Annotated in this window: 13 protein-coding genes and 1 pseudogene; 10 read left to right on the forward strand and 4 right to left on the reverse strand. The window is 59.2% G+C overall.

Going from position 1 to position 14133, the window contains the following annotated elements:
* Positions 1-271 precede the first annotated feature (271 nt).
* The 8 genes and pseudogenes from gloA to ACMG4M_RS06085 all read left to right on the forward strand — a co-directional run bounded on the left by gloA (position 272) and on the right by ACMG4M_RS06085 (position 7549).
* Positions 272-655, forward strand: coding sequence for a lactoylglutathione lyase (gene gloA, locus ACMG4M_RS06050; RefSeq protein ID WP_035248906.1), 384 nt, complete (start codon positions 272-274; stop codon positions 653-655).
* Positions 652-1103 (forward strand): annotated as a pseudogene (locus ACMG4M_RS06055) (ATP-dependent zinc protease). The gene gloA and the pseudogene ACMG4M_RS06055 overlap by 4 nt, the downstream one beginning before the upstream one ends.
* Positions 1100-2008, forward strand: a complete 909-nt coding sequence (rimK, locus tag ACMG4M_RS06060) for a 30S ribosomal protein S6--L-glutamate ligase (protein WP_035248902.1) — start codon at positions 1100-1102, stop codon at positions 2006-2008. Before ACMG4M_RS06055 ends, rimK begins: the two are co-directional and overlap by 4 nt.
* Positions 2009-2121: 113 nt before the next feature.
* On the forward strand, positions 2122-3180 hold the full coding sequence (locus ACMG4M_RS06065; protein ID WP_035248900.1) for a succinylglutamate desuccinylase/aspartoacylase family protein: 1059 nt from the start codon (positions 2122-2124) through the stop codon (positions 3178-3180).
* Positions 3181-3494: 314 nt separating this feature from the next.
* The gene (sat, locus tag ACMG4M_RS06070; protein ID WP_035248899.1) at positions 3495-4700 is read left to right on the forward strand and encodes a sulfate adenylyltransferase; all 1206 of its coding nucleotides are present in this window, start codon (positions 3495-3497) and stop codon (positions 4698-4700) included.
* A 323-nt stretch (positions 4701-5023) separates the two neighbouring features.
* On the forward strand, positions 5024-5929 hold the full coding sequence (locus ACMG4M_RS06075; protein WP_035248897.1) for an aspartyl/asparaginyl beta-hydroxylase domain-containing protein: 906 nt from the start codon (positions 5024-5026) through the stop codon (positions 5927-5929).
* A gap of 136 nt (positions 5930-6065) precedes the next feature.
* Positions 6066-6593, forward strand: a complete 528-nt coding sequence (locus ACMG4M_RS06080; protein ID WP_272962422.1) for an activator protein — start codon at positions 6066-6068, stop codon at positions 6591-6593.
* A 281-nt stretch (positions 6594-6874) separates the two neighbouring features.
* Entirely contained in the window at positions 6875-7549 is a 675-nt protein-coding gene (locus tag ACMG4M_RS06085) for a hypothetical protein (protein ID WP_035248893.1), read from the forward strand.
* 65 nt (positions 7550-7614) lie between these two features.
* Here ACMG4M_RS06085 and ACMG4M_RS06090 read toward each other — a convergent pair whose 3' ends face one another.
* The 3 genes from ACMG4M_RS06090 to ACMG4M_RS06100 all read right to left on the reverse strand — a co-directional run bounded on the left by ACMG4M_RS06090 (position 7615) and on the right by ACMG4M_RS06100 (position 10009).
* Positions 7615-8970 (reverse strand): DEAD/DEAH box helicase, encoded by a 1356-nt coding sequence (locus ACMG4M_RS06090; protein WP_272975454.1) that lies wholly within the window; start codon positions 8968-8970, stop codon positions 7615-7617.
* 111 nt (positions 8971-9081) lie between these two features.
* On the reverse strand, positions 9082-9804 hold the full coding sequence (locus ACMG4M_RS06095; RefSeq protein ID WP_035248888.1) for a glycerophosphodiester phosphodiesterase: 723 nt from the start codon (positions 9802-9804) through the stop codon (positions 9082-9084).
* Positions 9805-9874: 70 nt separating this feature from the next.
* The gene (locus ACMG4M_RS06100; protein WP_269530077.1) at positions 9875-10009 is read right to left on the reverse strand and encodes a hypothetical protein; all 135 of its coding nucleotides are present in this window, start codon (positions 10007-10009) and stop codon (positions 9875-9877) included.
* A 169-nt stretch (positions 10010-10178) separates the two neighbouring features.
* On the opposite strand from ACMG4M_RS06100, the gene ACMG4M_RS06105 reads away from it, so the two are divergent.
* Complete coding sequence (locus ACMG4M_RS06105; protein ID WP_035248885.1) at positions 10179-10610, forward strand: MgtC/SapB family protein; 432 nt, start codon at positions 10179-10181, stop codon at positions 10608-10610.
* Positions 10611-10636: 26 nt separating this feature from the next.
* On the opposite strand, the gene recQ is transcribed toward ACMG4M_RS06105, so the two are convergent.
* A complete protein-coding gene (gene recQ / locus ACMG4M_RS06110; RefSeq protein ID WP_414430936.1) occupies positions 10637-12772 on the reverse strand; it encodes a DNA helicase RecQ in 2136 nt (711 codons plus the stop codon).
* A gap of 96 nt (positions 12773-12868) precedes the next feature.
* On the opposite strand from recQ, the gene chrA reads away from it, so the two are divergent.
* On the forward strand, positions 12869-14005 hold the full coding sequence (gene chrA, locus ACMG4M_RS06115) for a chromate efflux transporter (protein WP_035249012.1): 1137 nt from the start codon (positions 12869-12871) through the stop codon (positions 14003-14005).
* Positions 14006-14133 lie beyond the last annotated feature (128 nt).

Here is a 14133-nt window from a genome sequence, read left to right on the forward strand (position 1 = left end):
GAACTACGTGCGTTACTCCGCTACGCTCCTGCAGCGGCTTCGTTTTAGACGGACGTGCTTGCGGTAATCGCGCTGCCAGCAACGTTGCTGCGGCGGGATAACGCCCAGACTGACTGCCATGAGCGGCAATTACCTGGATGTTTTACAGTGATCCCCTCCGCAAACCCCACTTTTTCATTGTCAATCCTGTCCTCTGCCACCACTATTCGCCCTGTAACAAGTCAGGGCTCCCGTGCCCGCTGAAATTGCTGATATCAGGAGCGAATGACGCATGCGAATCCTGCATACCATGCTGCGCGTAGGTAATCTGGATCGATCCGTGGCCTTTTATACCGAAGTGCTCGGCATGAAGGAGCTGCGCCGCAAGGATTACCCGGAAGGCCGCTTTACCAATGCTTTTGTCGGCTACCAGCCGGAATCGGAAGGAGCGGTACTGGAGCTGACCTGGAACTGGGATCAGACCCGCTATGACCTGGGGGATGGCTACGGCCATGTGGCCCTGGCGGTGGACGACGTGTACGCTGCTTGTGAGCGTATTCGCGACCGGGGCGGGCGCATTAGCCGCGAACCTGGCCCCATGAAACACGGCAGTACCATCCTGGCATTTGCAGAAGATCCGGATGGCTACAAGATCGAATTGCTGGAAAGGGACTGAGGGGTTCTCGATTGGTAAATAAGGTCACCGTCGGTTGGCGGGAATGGGTAGCGTTACCCGAACTGGACATTGAAGCGATCAAGGCCAAGGTGGATACCGGGGCCCGTACTTCTGCGTTGCATGCCTTCCAGGTAGAAAGTTTTCAGCGCGATAACCAGGAATGGGTCCGTTTTTCCATCCACCCGATCCAGGGCCAGGACCAGGTCAGCCATTGCGAGGCCGTGGTGCTGGACCGCCGGGTCGTCACTGATTCCGGTGGCCACAAGGAAGAGCGCCCGGTGATCCTCACCCATATCGAGTTAGGGGGCGCCGTTGGCCCATCGAAATCACCCTGACTGATCGTGAAAACATGAAATTCCGTATGCTGTTGGGACGAACCGCCATGGGCGAGATTGCTGTCGATCCCACGGCATCTTTTCTTCTAGGTGGAAATAAAGACCAACCATGAAAATTGCCATTCTTTCGAGAAACAAGCGACTGTACTCCACCCGCCGACTGGTGGAGGCGGGCGAGGCGGCCGGCCACGAAATGCATGTGATTGATACCTTGCGTTGCTATATGAGCATGGTGTCTCACAAGCCGGAAATTCACTTCAAGGGTGAAGTGCTGGAAGGCTTTGATGCGGTGATTCCGCGGATTGGTGCCTCCATCACTCATTACGGTACGGCAGTCCTGCGCCAGTTCGAGATGATGGGTGTGTTTCCCGTCAATGAATCGGTCGCCATCTCCCGCTCGCGAGACAAGTTGCGTTCGTCGCAGCTGTTGTCGCGCAAGGGGGTTGGCTTGCCGATTACCGGTTTTGCCCACTCCCCGGATGATATTCCCGACCTGATCAACATGGTTCGCGGTGCCCCCCTGGTGATCAAGATGCTGGAAGGTACCCAGGGCATCGGCGTGGTGCTGGCGGAAACCCGCAAGGCGGCGGAATCGGTGATCGAGGCCTTTATGGGCCTGAACGTATCGGTGATGGTGCAGGAATACATCAAGGAAGCTGGCGGTGCTGATATTCGCTGTTTCGTGGTGGGTGGCAAGGTGATCGCCGCCATGAAGCGCCAGGCTCTGCCCGGCGAGTTTCGTTCCAACCTGCACCGCGGCGGCAGCGCCAGCCTGATCCGTATTACCCCGGAAGAGCGCGCCACCGCTGTACGTGCCGCCCGAATCATGGGGCTGAATGTGGCGGGTGTAGACATCCTGCGTTCCAACCATGGTCCGCTAGTCATGGAGGTGAATTCCTCCCCGGGGCTGGAGGGTATCGAAACCTCCACCAACAAGGACGTGGCGAGCATGGTCATCAATTTCATCGAAAAGGATGCGCGTCCCTACCGGACTCAGACAAAAGGCTCCAAGGGCTGATCCTCGCTCCCGTAGGAGCGCCGCTTGAGGCGCGAAGGTTTTGCATCGTAGAGTTCGCCTCTCAAGCGAGGCTCCTACAGTGGATGTAATGTAGTGGCTGTTTCGGGTGAAAAATGAAAAATACCAAAGAACCGAAAGTATTGCCGTTTGAACTGGATGGCGTCAGCGTCAAGCCTGGGACCCGGGCCAAGGTGGAGCTGCCGTTGGCGCAGCTCTATACCCAGACGCCCCTGAATGTCCCCATTCATGTGATCCACGGGCGCAAGCCCGGGCCGGTGCTGATGGTCAGTGCGGCAATCCACGGTGACGAACTCAACGGGGTGGAAATCATCCGCCGCCTGTTGCGCCATTCCGCCCTGAAAAGCCTCAGCGGTACGCTGCTGGCGGTGCCGGTGGTCAACGTATTCGGGTTCATTCACAAGACCCGCTACCTGCCGGACCGCCGTGACCTGAATCGCTGCTTCCCTGGCTCCGAAACCGGCAGCCTGGGCGCGCGTATGGCCTGGCAGTTCAAAAGCCAGGTGCTGGATCGGGCTACCCATGCCGTGGACCTGCATACCGGTGCCGTGCACCGTGCCAACCTGCCGCAGATCCGCGCTGACCTGTCCAACGAGGGCACTGCCGCCATGGCCAACGCCTTTGGCGTACCGGTGGTGATCAACTCGGTACTGGGCGAGGGTACGCTGCGGGAAGTGGCTGAAGCCCAGGGCATCCCGGTGATTACCTATGAGGCGGGCGAGGCCCTGCGTTTCGACGAGTCCTGCATCCGCGCTGGGGTTAAAGGCGTTCTCAACATTCTTCAGCACCTGGGCATGACTGGCGCTCGTCGCGCCAAGGTGCCCAGCGAACCCTATATCGCCCGCTCTTCGAGCTGGGTGCGTGCCGAGCGCGATGGCGTTTTTCTGCCACTGGTGGCACTGGGGGCCTGGATCAAGAAAGACGACCTGATCGGCCGTATCTCCAGCCCCTTCGGTGGCGATGACGTCAACATCCACTCTCCGGCCGCCGGCATCCTGGTGGGGCGCAACAACATGCCGCTGGTGAACGAAGGCGAAGCCCTCTACCACATTGCCCGCTTCGAGGAAGTCAGTGAAGTGGCGCAGTCGCTGGAAGTGTTCACCAACGATATCGAAGAGGGGCCGACCCTTTCCGGTGAGCCGCCGATTGTATAACCCGGTATTGTTTGGCTGAATCCGGGGCCATTCTGCTCATAGGCTGTTGGCTAGGAGTTGTGATTTGGCGGAAAGAGGGTAATACAAAAGGTTGAGTTGACAGTGGCCATGCTTGCTATGCCGATAAATGAGTGAAAAAAGTGGGCCGCTGAATCTCGCTAGTGTTATTTTAACCATTTGATTTTATTGGTTTTGTTCTTGCTTTTCCGCTTTTCCCGCTGTTGTCACTCTCTCCGGGCCGACCTGTTGCCTATCCTTTGCTATACTGCGCCGCGATATGGATACCCCGTTGATTGAGCATTTGGAGTAAATAGATGGTCGCTTTGGTCAAGCCGCATGGTGCGGACGCATTGAATCCCTTGTACGTCGCCGATGAAGCTGCGCGCGTTGCCTTGCAGCATGAAGCGGAATCACTGCCTTCAGTAGTGATCAGCTCGGCAGCTGCCGCCAATGCGGTGATGATGGGGGCCGGTTATTTCACCCCGTTGTCTGGCTATATGAACAAGGCCGACATGCTGTCAGTGGCGGAAAACCTGACCACCGCCGATGGCCTGTTCTGGCCCGTGCCGATCGTCAATATGTTGCAGGATGTCAGCGCCATTGAAGGCGCCAAGCGCATCGCCCTGCGCGATCCCAATGTGGACGGCCAGCCGGTGATTGCGGTGATGGATGTAGCCGCCATCGAAGAAGCGTCTGACGCCGAACTGGAAGCCGTGGCCGAGCAGGTTTTTGCCACCAACGACAAGCAGCACCCGGGTGTGGCCAATTTCCTGGCCGCAGGCAACTTTATCGTTTCCGGCGATATCCAGGTGTTGAACTACTCCTACTTTGCTGACGACTTCCCCGATACCTTCCGCACCGCGGTGTCCATCCGCAACGAGTTCGTGGAGCGTGGCTGGAATAATGTGGTCGCTTTCCAGACCCGTAACCCGATGCACCGCGCCCACGAAGAACTGTGCCGTATGGCCCAGGAAGCGCTGAACGCTGACGGTATCCTGATTCATATGCTGCTGGGCAAATTGAAAGCGGGTGATATTCCGGCCGACGTGCGTGATGCCTCCATTCGCAAAATGGTGGAAGTGTATTTCCCGCCCAACACCGTGATGATTACCGGTTACGGTTTTGACATGTTGTACGCCGGTCCCCGTGAAGCCGTTCTGCATGCGGTATTTCGCCAGAACTGCGGTTGCAGCCATTTGATTGTTGGCCGTGACCATGCCGGTGTCGGTGATTATTACGGCGCCTTCGACGCACAAACCATCTTCCAGGAGAAAGTGCCAGCGGGTGCTCTGGAAATTAAAATCTTCGAGGCCGATCACACCGCCTATTCGAAGAAACTCGGACGCGTGGTGATGATGCGCGACGTGCCTGATCACACCAAGGACGACTTTGTTCTGCTGTCAGGCACCAAGGTGCGTGAGATGCTGGGTCAGGGCATTGCCCCCCCGCAGGAGTTCTCCCGCCCGGAAGTAGCACAGATTCTGATGGATTATTACCAGACGCTGGACGCTGGCAAGTAATCTTTCCTGAGCGTTTCTGCGCTCAATTTGCATCGGGAAAAGCCTCTTTTTAGAGGCTTTTTTCGTCTCGGGCCTGTGCCTGTCCTCGATGTCTCTGGTCAAGGTGCGTCTGCAGGTGGGGTTGTCCCGGTTCGAGGAAGTGTTGCCTGATTCATAACTCCCTGACCCCCTCAAAACGGGCTGGTGGTGTCGAGCAGCGGCAGCAAATTACCGATGTGCCTCCGGTTTTACCGGCTGAATTGAGGTAAAATCCCGCCCATTCATTTTCCGGGTGGCCCGTTTCGGGCAGTTAAAGCCCCGTTGGCAGAATAAAGGTACAGATTATGGCCGTTATTGTGGTCTGTGTGCTGCTCTATGTGGGCTGCATTGTGTTTATCCGGGTGCGCAATCGCAAGCCGCTCGGGCTCAAGCGGCAGCTGTCGGATTTTTCCACTTTCATGGTGCCGTTCAATATCCCGGCCTACCTGTTGTCGAAGGTGCCTACCACGCCGCGCATCGGTGTGAACCATTTTCCCGAGCTGCAGCTGATCGAGGACAACTGGGAAACCATTCGCGACGAGGCGCTGGCGCTTTATGAAGGAGGCAAGATCGCCGCCAAGGATGATTTGCCAGCCAGTAGTTTCTACAAGGATGGTCGTTGGACCAGTTTTTACCTGAAGGTGTACGACAACAAGTTGCCCTCTGCCTACGATCTGGCGCCGAAAACCATGGCCCTGCTGGATCAGCTGCCGTCTATGAACATTGCCCTGTTTGCGGTACTGATGCCGGGCAAGAAGCTCAATCGTCACCATGATCCGTTCGCCTACACCCTGCGTTATTCCATGGGGCTGAGCACGCCCAATGATGAAGGCTGTGGCCTGACGGTCAATGAGGATGACTACATCTGGCGTGATGGCGACAGCATCATTTTTGATGAAACCTACATCCACTCCGCCTGGAACCGCACCGAGACGCCGCGGATTATCCTGATGACTGACGTGGACCGACCGATGAAATGGAAGTGGGTGCAGAAGGTGTACTGGTACTTCGGCTGGTTCTTCAACCGCTTGTTTTTCATCGATAATCTGGATAGCAGCCACACCGGTGTGGGTAACAAGTTGGGCAAAGGGGTGATTGCCTACAAGGGCTTCCTGAAATCGGTAAAGCGGAAGAACAAGACCTTCTACGTGACAGCCAAGTGGGCCGTGGTGCTGGCGGTGCTGGGGAGTATCGGTTACCAGCTGTTGTAGCCTGGCGTTAAGGAGTTATTCAGAGGCTCCTTAAGAAAAACTGCCGAGCGGTCGTGGTTTTGCGTCCGGCTGGCTTGGGGCGTCTCTCTCCATCATGCCACCATGCCGGTGAACACATCGCTAGGGAATAACAATAATGATAAGGAACATCATTGCCGGGGCGGTTATGGCCTGGGCGTGTGCCGGGGTGGCCAGTGCAGACGTGACGGTGGCTCCGGCGGGGGCGTTTTCTGCCAGCGGTAAACTGGCCATGAAGAAAGGCGCTATCCCGGTCAGTTGCCATACCACTTTCAACGGCCAGGTCAGTGAGCAGGGCGCCATTCGGGTTACCGAGGTCATCTTCGGTGGCATGAATCCGTTGTGCAAAAGTATCAAGGCGCTGGCGCTGCCTTGGCAGGGGCAGGTGGATCATCCGGGGCGCCTCACGGTGGACGATATGCAGGTCAAGGTCAGGGTGCCACTGTTGGGGGGGGTCTGTGGTCCGGGGCCAGTATCACTGGTGTGGGGAAACACGGATGGCTCGGCCACGTTTGACGCGGTCACGCTGGGCCCGGACTGTGCCATGGACGGCACCATGGTTACCTCGCCCCAGGTGGATATCCGCGCAGCAGGCCGTTCTGCGGAAACGGTTCGCCACCCCGGTGCCAGCCAGGACGCCAGTTAACCCGGCAATTAAATACCAAAGACTGATTTACCACCGAGGGCACAGAGATCACTGAGGGAAAACCGGTTTTTCTCTGTGTGCTCTGTGCCCTCTGTGGTGAAAATGCTTTTGATTCAGGCTTGGTACGCGGCGCTACTGCGGCCTCTTTCATTGCCGGGTTCATGATCGCCATCGTATAGGCTTTGTTATTCCGGCCCGATCGGCGTTTCCCCTCGGGCCAACGCCCAGCTATCATGAGTTTTTTCAGTGACAGCAACTGTTTGCAAGGCAAGGATATAACAATGCAGAACGTGGTGGCGATTCCCGCTAACCCGGCGCTGGTAAACAGCACCGAAGATTTCCTTCATGCCGTCGAGCACGATCGTAAAGACAGTGCCGAGAAGTTCATTCACATGGTGGATCATCTTACCGACCGGATTCTCAGCCTGTTCCTGGTGGAGCCGGCCAACATGACCGAGCTGTCCGGGGGCCAGAAGAAGGTGATCGACTTTGCCGTGTCCACCGCCGGCAAGGCATCCAGCATGCTCACCCGCCAAATTTTCAAGAAGGTGTCTAACGCGGAATTCGCCCCGGTGGTGAAGAACGTGAAGGCCATGTACTGGCAGGCTGGCGACGACAACGATAATCACGCCAGTATCGCTTTCCCGGTGGAAGACAGCTTTGCCGCTGATTTCCGCAAGGCCACCGAGCTGTGTGCGGCAGGCAAGGGCACCGAAGACGTGGCCCTGGTTACCCGGGTGATGAGCGCCATGTCGGACAAAATTATCGATGAAGTCTTTGTCGCCAACACCAAGGAAGTCAAAATCGGCTTTGTGACCCAGAAAGCCCTGAATGTGGGGATTGATGGTAGCCGCAAGGCCGTGCATGCGGTGAACAACAAGGTGCTCAAGGATCTGAGCAATGACGAGCTGAAAGGGTATATGGCCCACTATCAGGGCCTGCTGCGGCAGCGATAAATCAATCAGCTGCGAGCTTTTAGCTAGAAGCTAAAGAAAAGGCGCCTATTGGCGCCTTTTCTTGTTCAGGACTGCTGGGTCTGTGGTCGGCGATTGCCTGAGGGGCGGCGTCGCCGTTGGCTGTTACCTGGACGATTGCTGTCGTTCCCCGGTCTTGCCTGACGTTGCTGGCCGCCGTTGTTGTTGCGGGCCTGGGCATTTCCGCCGCCAGCGTTTCCTCCACCCGGTTTGGCTTTCTTCGGACGTTTTCGCTTCGGCGGCTGCAGAGCACCGGCTGCTGGAAGTGATTCGCCAGGCTCAAAGCCGGCGACAATCTTGCGCTCCAGCTGCTGCTGGGTAAGCCGCTCAATATCTTTCAGCTGCTGGGCTTCATCGGCACTGACCAGGGAAATGGCCTGGCCGGTGGCGCCGGCACGCCCGGTGCGACCGATACGGTGTACGTAATCTTCGGGCACATTGGGCAGATCCACGTTGACGACCTGGGGCAGTTGTTCGATGTCCAGGCCGCGGGCGGCGATGTCGGTGGCGACCAGCGCGCGTATCTTGCCGTTCTTGAAGTCTGCCAGTGCGCGGGTGCGGGCATTCTGGCTCTTGTTACCGTGGATCGCGGCGGCTTCGATGCCGTTGCTTTCCAGCTGCTTGGCCAGCTTGTTGGCGCCGTGCTTGGTACGGCTGAAGACCAGCACCTGGAACCAGTTGTTGTCCTGGATCAGGTGGGTGAGCAGGGCAGCCTTACGCTGTTTGTCCACCGGCGCGATCCATTGGGTGACCAGCTCGGTGGTGGTATTGCGCGGGCTCACATCGATTTCCACGGGATCGTTCACCAGGCCCTTGGCCAGGGCGCGGATCTCCGGGGAGAAGGTGGCCGAAAACATCAGGTTCTGCCGTTTCGGTGGCAGCTTGGAGAGGATCTTGCGGATGTCATGGATGAAGCCCATGTCGAGCATGCGGTCCGCTTCATCCAGCACCAGTATTTCCAGGTGATCGAATTTCACCGCGTTCTGCTGATAGAGATCCAGCAAGCGCCCGGGGGTGGCTACCAGGATATCGGCGCCGCCGCGCAGGCGCTGCATCTGTGGGTTCACCTTCACACCACCGAATACCACGGTGGAGGTGAGCGGCAGATTCTTGCCGTAGGTGGCCACACTTTCGGCGACCTGGGCGGCCAGCTCCCGGGTGGGGGTCAGTACCAGGGCACGTACCTGGTTATTGCTGGCGGCCTTGCCGGCGCGCAGGCGCTCCAGCAGGGGCAGGGTAAACCCGGCAGTTTTGCCGGTGCCGGTCTGGGCAGCGGCCATCACATCACGGCCGCTGAGTACGGCGGGGATGGCCTGGGCCTGGATCGGTGACGGGGTGTGATAACCCTGATCGGCAACAGCGGCCAACAGGTCATCCCCCAGTCCAAGGGAAGTAAAAGGCATGAAATTGGGTCTAACTTAAGAAGGGGCGGCAAGCCTACCCGATCCGGGGCAGGAACACGAGCCCGGCGGTCTGGTTGCCGATAGCGTTGCTGAGTGGCGAAATAAAGGTGATCAGCCGAGTGGCGGTGTGTTGCTGAGCACCTCATCAACCCCGGAGCGGAGCGCCTGGCGCTGCTGCTCTTGTCCCTCTGGCAGGAATGCCAGCACCCGGCCGCCAAGGTGGTGGTAGGCATCCACCAGGGAGCGACGGAACAGGGGGAGACCATGGAAGACCGGCGGCAGGGAATAGGTGCGCCCGTTGCGGATGGCTGCCAGCGGCCTGAGGCCCATCAACAGGGACAGGCCGGCCCGCCGGCATTCGTTCTGGGGGGCCATGGTAATGGCCGCGGGGAAGAGCTCGCGTAACCGTCGTGTGTGATCGGGATGCCAGAGCAGAAAGCGTGCCTGGCGGCAGAGCCAATCGCCTTTTTGTTGTTGATCCGCCCAGTTGCGCAGGGCGCCCAGAGTGCGTTCAGCGCTCTCGGGTTTGATATCAAGCACCCAGCGTTGCTCGGTAAAAGTGCGGGCAAAGTCATCGAAGGTCAGTAGTGGCTGGCCGTCGTTGAGGCGGTGGCTCATACAACGATCCGAATCCATCTCTTCGATGATGGCATCACTGCTGGCGGTGCGAATCAAAGCGGGATCGTGATGCAGGACGATAAGCCCGTCACGAGTAGTGCGCAGGTCGGTTTCCAGGGTGTGAAAGCCGGCTTCGGCGGCGGCCTCGAACGCGTGCAGGCTGTTTTCCACATGGCGCTGGTGCAGGCCGCGATGGCTGATCCAGATTACGTCCATGGGGGTATTGTCTCCCGGAAACTGGCCAGGTTAAAGCGCCATAAGTCGGGAACGTGGTCGGAGGTGACGCTCAGGCGGCGTGGGCGCTGGCCATGTCGGCGTCAAAAGATTCCCACTGGCCGGGATGATCCGCATGGGCATCTTCGAAAATACCCTCTACGGCCTCGGGTACCCATTCCAGATCCAGCTGCTCTTCGTATTCCATGAATCACCCCGTTGCTTGTTTTTTAAACAAGGTCAAGATTAGCTTGCCGGGCCGGAATGCTCTGTTGTTGCGCTGTAAGCTTTTGCTTACAGGGTGTGACAAAAAGGATTGCAATGATTGGCGTAGCCAGGGTCACAATGGCAATACTGACTGAGAGGGAGGAGGCTTGATGCAAGAGCTGGACTGGAATCAAGTCGTTACCCACCTGTACCAACTGGGCATCGCCTTTTTGTTGGCACTGCCGGTGGCCTGGAACCGGGAGCAGCGAGCCCGTGGTGCGGGTCTGCGCACTTTTCCGCTGGTCTCTGTGGCGGCCTGTGGCTATATGCTGGTGGGTATGCAGGTATACACGGGCTCGGATGCGGAAGCCCGGGTCATGTACGGCATCATCACCGGTATGGGCTTTATCGGTGGCGGTGCGATTTTAAAGGATGGTGCCAATGTGAGTGGTACTGCCACGGCGGCTAGTCTGTGGAATACCGGCGCCATCGGCATCTCGGTGGCTTACAGCCGGTATGAGATTGCCCTGGTGCTGTCGTTGATCAATTTCCTGATCCTGCAGTTTTCCCGTTCTTTAAAGCGGTTGCCGGTGGATGACTGACCTCCGGCTTATGGGTACATGAAGGCTTATACAGTGGCGAGAATGGCCTGCCGCACGCAATGCAGCACCCCGGTGGGCCAGTCGTCGGCCAGTTGCTCTTTCAATTGCCGGTAGCTGAAGGTGTCTTCGGCCAGATTGGACTGGCTGAGCAGGGCGTCCTGGATAATGCCGATTTCCGTTTCGCTGATGCCCAGAGCCTGTTCCAGGCTGAGTTGATTCGCGGTGACCAGTTTCGCTAGTTCCCGGTACACGGTTTGTTCATTCAGGTTCTGCTGGCGGGCAATGGCGGCCGGGCTCATGTTGGCCATGGCCAGGGCAAGGATCTCGTTGCCATCAGGGCCGGCGGGCTCGGCGACACCGGTGGCATCATCGTTACCGTTGAGAATGGCCAGAAACTCATCCCCGTAGCGTTCCAGCTTGCGGTCGCCGACACCGCTGACGGCGGCCATTTCCATGCGATTGCGCGGGCGGATGGCGAGCATGTCCATCAGGGTGGCGTCGTGGAAGACCACGTAGGGGGGCACGCCTTCTTCGTCCGCCAACCGTTTACGGCAGGCGCGCAGGGTTTCCCATAGCTCCCGGTCGGCGTCGGCGATGCTGGAGTGGGTGCGTCGTGTGGTGGCTTTTTTGGCCTTGGCCAGTTCCTTGCGCAGGTGCAGGGGCTGCTCGCCGCGCAGGTAGGGACGGCACAGGTCGGTGAGCTGCAAGGCGCCGAAGCCGTTCATGTCCACGGTCAGCAAGCCGCGGGCCACCAGTTGCCGGTAGATGCTTTTCCACTGGTTGGCGCTGAATTCATTGCCGATGTTCCAGGTGGACACATGGTCGTGACCGGCACTGGCCACTTTGTCGGAACGGTTGCCGGTGAGCACATCGATCAGGTGATTGGCGCCGAAGCGCTGGCCGGTGCGGTAGACACAACTCAGGGCTTTCTGCGCCGCTTCGGTGGCATCGAAGGTCTGTGGCGGGTTCAGGCAGGTGTCGCAGTTGCCGCAGGGCTTTTCCAGCGTTTCAGCGAAATAGTGCAACAGCGCCTGACGACGGCACTGGGTGATTTCGCACAGCCCGAGCATGGATTCCAGTCGCTGGTTTTCGTTGCGCTTGTGCTGCTCGTTGCCGCTGCTTTGGGCCAGCATCTGCTTGAGTTTGATGGCGTCTTCCAGACCATAGGCCATCCAGGCAGTAGCGGGCTCGCCATCGCGCCCGGCGCGGCCGGTTTCCTGATAGTAGGACTCGATGCTTTTCGGTAGGTCCAGGTGAGCCACGAAGCGCACATCCGGTTTGTCGATGCCCATGCCGAAGGCAATGGTGGCCACCATCACCAGGCCATCTTCACGCAGGAAACGCTGCTGATGGGTTTCCCGGGTTTGTGCGGGCAGGCCGGCGTGGTAGGGCAGGGCTTTGACGCCCTGCTGGCACAGCCATTCTGCAACCCGCTCCACCTTGTTGCGCGACAGGCAGTAAACGATGCCGGCGTCGCCGTCGTGCTCGGCACGAATCAGGCGCAGTAATTGGTTGCGGGCACCGTCCTTGCGTTCGATACGGTACTGGATATTGGGGCGGTCGAAGCTGGAGACAAAATGGCGAGCCCGGGTCAGGTCCAGCCGCTCGGCGATTTCCGTGCGGGTGCGTTGATCCGCCGTGGCGGTCAGGGCAATGCGCGGCACATTGGGGAATTCCCGGTGCAGCAGGGACAGTTGCAGGTAATCGTTGCGGAAGTCATGGCCCCATTGGGAGACGCAGTGAGCTTCGTCGATGGCAAACAGGGCAATCTGTGCCTGGTGCAGCAGCGACAGGGTACGCGGCTGTATCAGCCGTTCCGGGGCGATGTACAGCATGTCCAGCTCGCCCTTGAGCAGGGCGTCTTCCAGGGCCCGCTGCTGCTCCATGTTCAGGGTGGAATTGAGAAAGCCGGCTTTGACGCCCAGTGCCTTGAGCGCATCCACCTGGTCCTGCATCAGCGCGATCAACGGGCTGATCACCACCCCGATGCCGGGGCGCACCAGGGCCGGAATCTGGTAGCACAGGGATTTGCCGCCGCCAGTGGGCATCAACACCAGAGCATCGTCGCCCTGGATCAGGCTATCGATAATGGTCTGCTGCTCACCGCGGAACTGGTGATAGCCAAAGACGTGCTGGAGAACGGAGTGGGCATCGGATTGCATCGGGCGAGTATACCTGCCGGCGCCGGGCACTGACATCCGCCTGCCGGCAAACTGTGCTAGGTTCTGGTGAAATTTCAGTGGGAATTCTTGTACGTGATAACCGATATCTTTCGTCAGTTTCTGGTGCTGGGTCTGATCAGCTTTGGCGGGCCTGCCGCCCATGTGGGCTACTTTCATCGTCGCTTCGTGGAGGAATTGCAGTGGCTGGATGAGGCGGAGTTTGCTCGCCTGCTGGCACTGACCCAGTTTCTGCCCGGGCCGGCGTCCAGTCAGTTGGGCTTTGCCATCGGCCGGGTGCGCGGCGGCGTAACTGGGGCTTTCGCGGCGTTCGTTGCCTTTACCCTGCCGTCTTTTTTGTTGATGGCCCTGTTGGGCATCTACGCCACCTCTCTGCCGGACTGGCTGCAGGGTGGGGCGATCACCGGGCTGAAGTGGCTGGCGGTTATCGTGGTGGCCGATGCGGTGTGGAATATGGGGCAGCGTTTCTGTGCCGGGGGGCTGACCCGCACCATCGCCGCGCTGGTGGCCATGCAGCTGGTGCTGTGGCCGGCGCTGGCCGGGCAGATGCTGGCCTTGTTGGTGGCCGCCGCCATTGGCTGGCGGTGGTTGCGTCCGGATCAGGCGACACCGTTCACGGGTAAACTGGTGTGGCGCCGCTGGCCGCTGATGGCGTTTGCGCTGCTCGCCATTGTTGCCCTGTTGCCGTCCGGACGGGTGTTGGGTCTGTGGAACGATTTCTTCGCCGCTGGCTCCCTGGTATTTGGTGGCGGCCATGTGGTGTTACCCCTGCTACAGGAACTGGTAGGGCCGCAGATGTCGCCGGATCAGTTCCTTACCGGCTATGCCGCTGCCCAGGCGGTGCCCGGCCCCATGTTCTCGCTGGCCTCCTACCTGGGGGCGGTGCTGCTGCCGGCCAGTCCCTGGTGGGGCGCGCTGCTTGCCACCCTGGCGATTTTCCTGCCCGGTTTCCTGCTGGTGTTGGGCCTGATGGAGGGCTGGCAATGGCTCTCTTCCCGACCGGCCCTGGCCGGCGCGGTAGCGGGGATCAATGCGGCGGTGGTGGGGCTGTTGCTGGCGGCGCTGTATCAGCCGGTGTTTGTCTCTGCCGTGCATGATCTGTGGGATTTGTTGATCGTGGTGGCGGGGTTTGCGGTGCTGCGCAGCAAGGCGGTGCCGCTGTGGGGAATGGTGTTGGGCATGGCGGCGTTGGGGGTGGTGACGGGGTTTCTGTAGGAGCGGCGCTTGAGCCGCGAACCGCGCCTAAGCGCGGGATCGTTCAAAGGGGGCAGGTATCGTATTGCAACAGGCTTTCTTTTTGCGTTCTGGTGAAAGCTGACACGCTATTTCCTCGCCAAGGCTCG

It is taken from the genome of Alcanivorax sp. IL3 (assembly GCF_047495465.1).
Taxonomy (GTDB): domain Bacteria; phylum Pseudomonadota; class Gammaproteobacteria; order Pseudomonadales; family Alcanivoracaceae; genus Alcanivorax; species Alcanivorax jadensis.

Coding starts and splice junctions, on each gene's coding strand:
- ACMG4M_RS06065 (WP_035248900.1), top strand. CDS start 2,122: ATGAAAAATACCAAAGAACCGAAAGTATTGCCGTTTGAACTGGATGGC.
- ACMG4M_RS06085 (WP_035248893.1), top strand. CDS start 6,875: ATGCAGAACGTGGTGGCGATTCCCGCTAACCCGGCGCTGGTAAACAGC.
- recQ (WP_414430936.1), bottom strand. CDS start 12,772: ATGCAATCCGATGCCCACTCCGTTCTCCAGCACGTCTTTGGCTATCAC.
- ACMG4M_RS06075 (WP_035248897.1), top strand. CDS start 5,024: ATGGCCGTTATTGTGGTCTGTGTGCTGCTCTATGTGGGCTGCATTGTG.
- rimK (WP_035248902.1), top strand. CDS start 1,100: ATGAAAATTGCCATTCTTTCGAGAAACAAGCGACTGTACTCCACCCGC.
- ACMG4M_RS06080 (WP_272962422.1), top strand. CDS start 6,066: ATGATAAGGAACATCATTGCCGGGGCGGTTATGGCCTGGGCGTGTGCC.
- ACMG4M_RS06090 (WP_272975454.1), bottom strand. CDS start 8,970: ATGCCTTTTACTTCCCTTGGACTGGGGGATGACCTGTTGGCCGCTGTT.
- ACMG4M_RS06095 (WP_035248888.1), bottom strand. CDS start 9,804: ATGGACGTAATCTGGATCAGCCATCGCGGCCTGCACCAGCGCCATGTG.
- ACMG4M_RS06100 (WP_269530077.1), bottom strand. CDS start 10,009: ATGGAATACGAAGAGCAGCTGGATCTGGAATGGGTACCCGAGGCCGTA.
- sat (WP_035248899.1), top strand. CDS start 3,495: ATGGTCGCTTTGGTCAAGCCGCATGGTGCGGACGCATTGAATCCCTTG.
- ACMG4M_RS06105 (WP_035248885.1), top strand. CDS start 10,179: ATGCAAGAGCTGGACTGGAATCAAGTCGTTACCCACCTGTACCAACTG.
- gloA (WP_035248906.1), top strand. CDS start 272: ATGCGAATCCTGCATACCATGCTGCGCGTAGGTAATCTGGATCGATCC.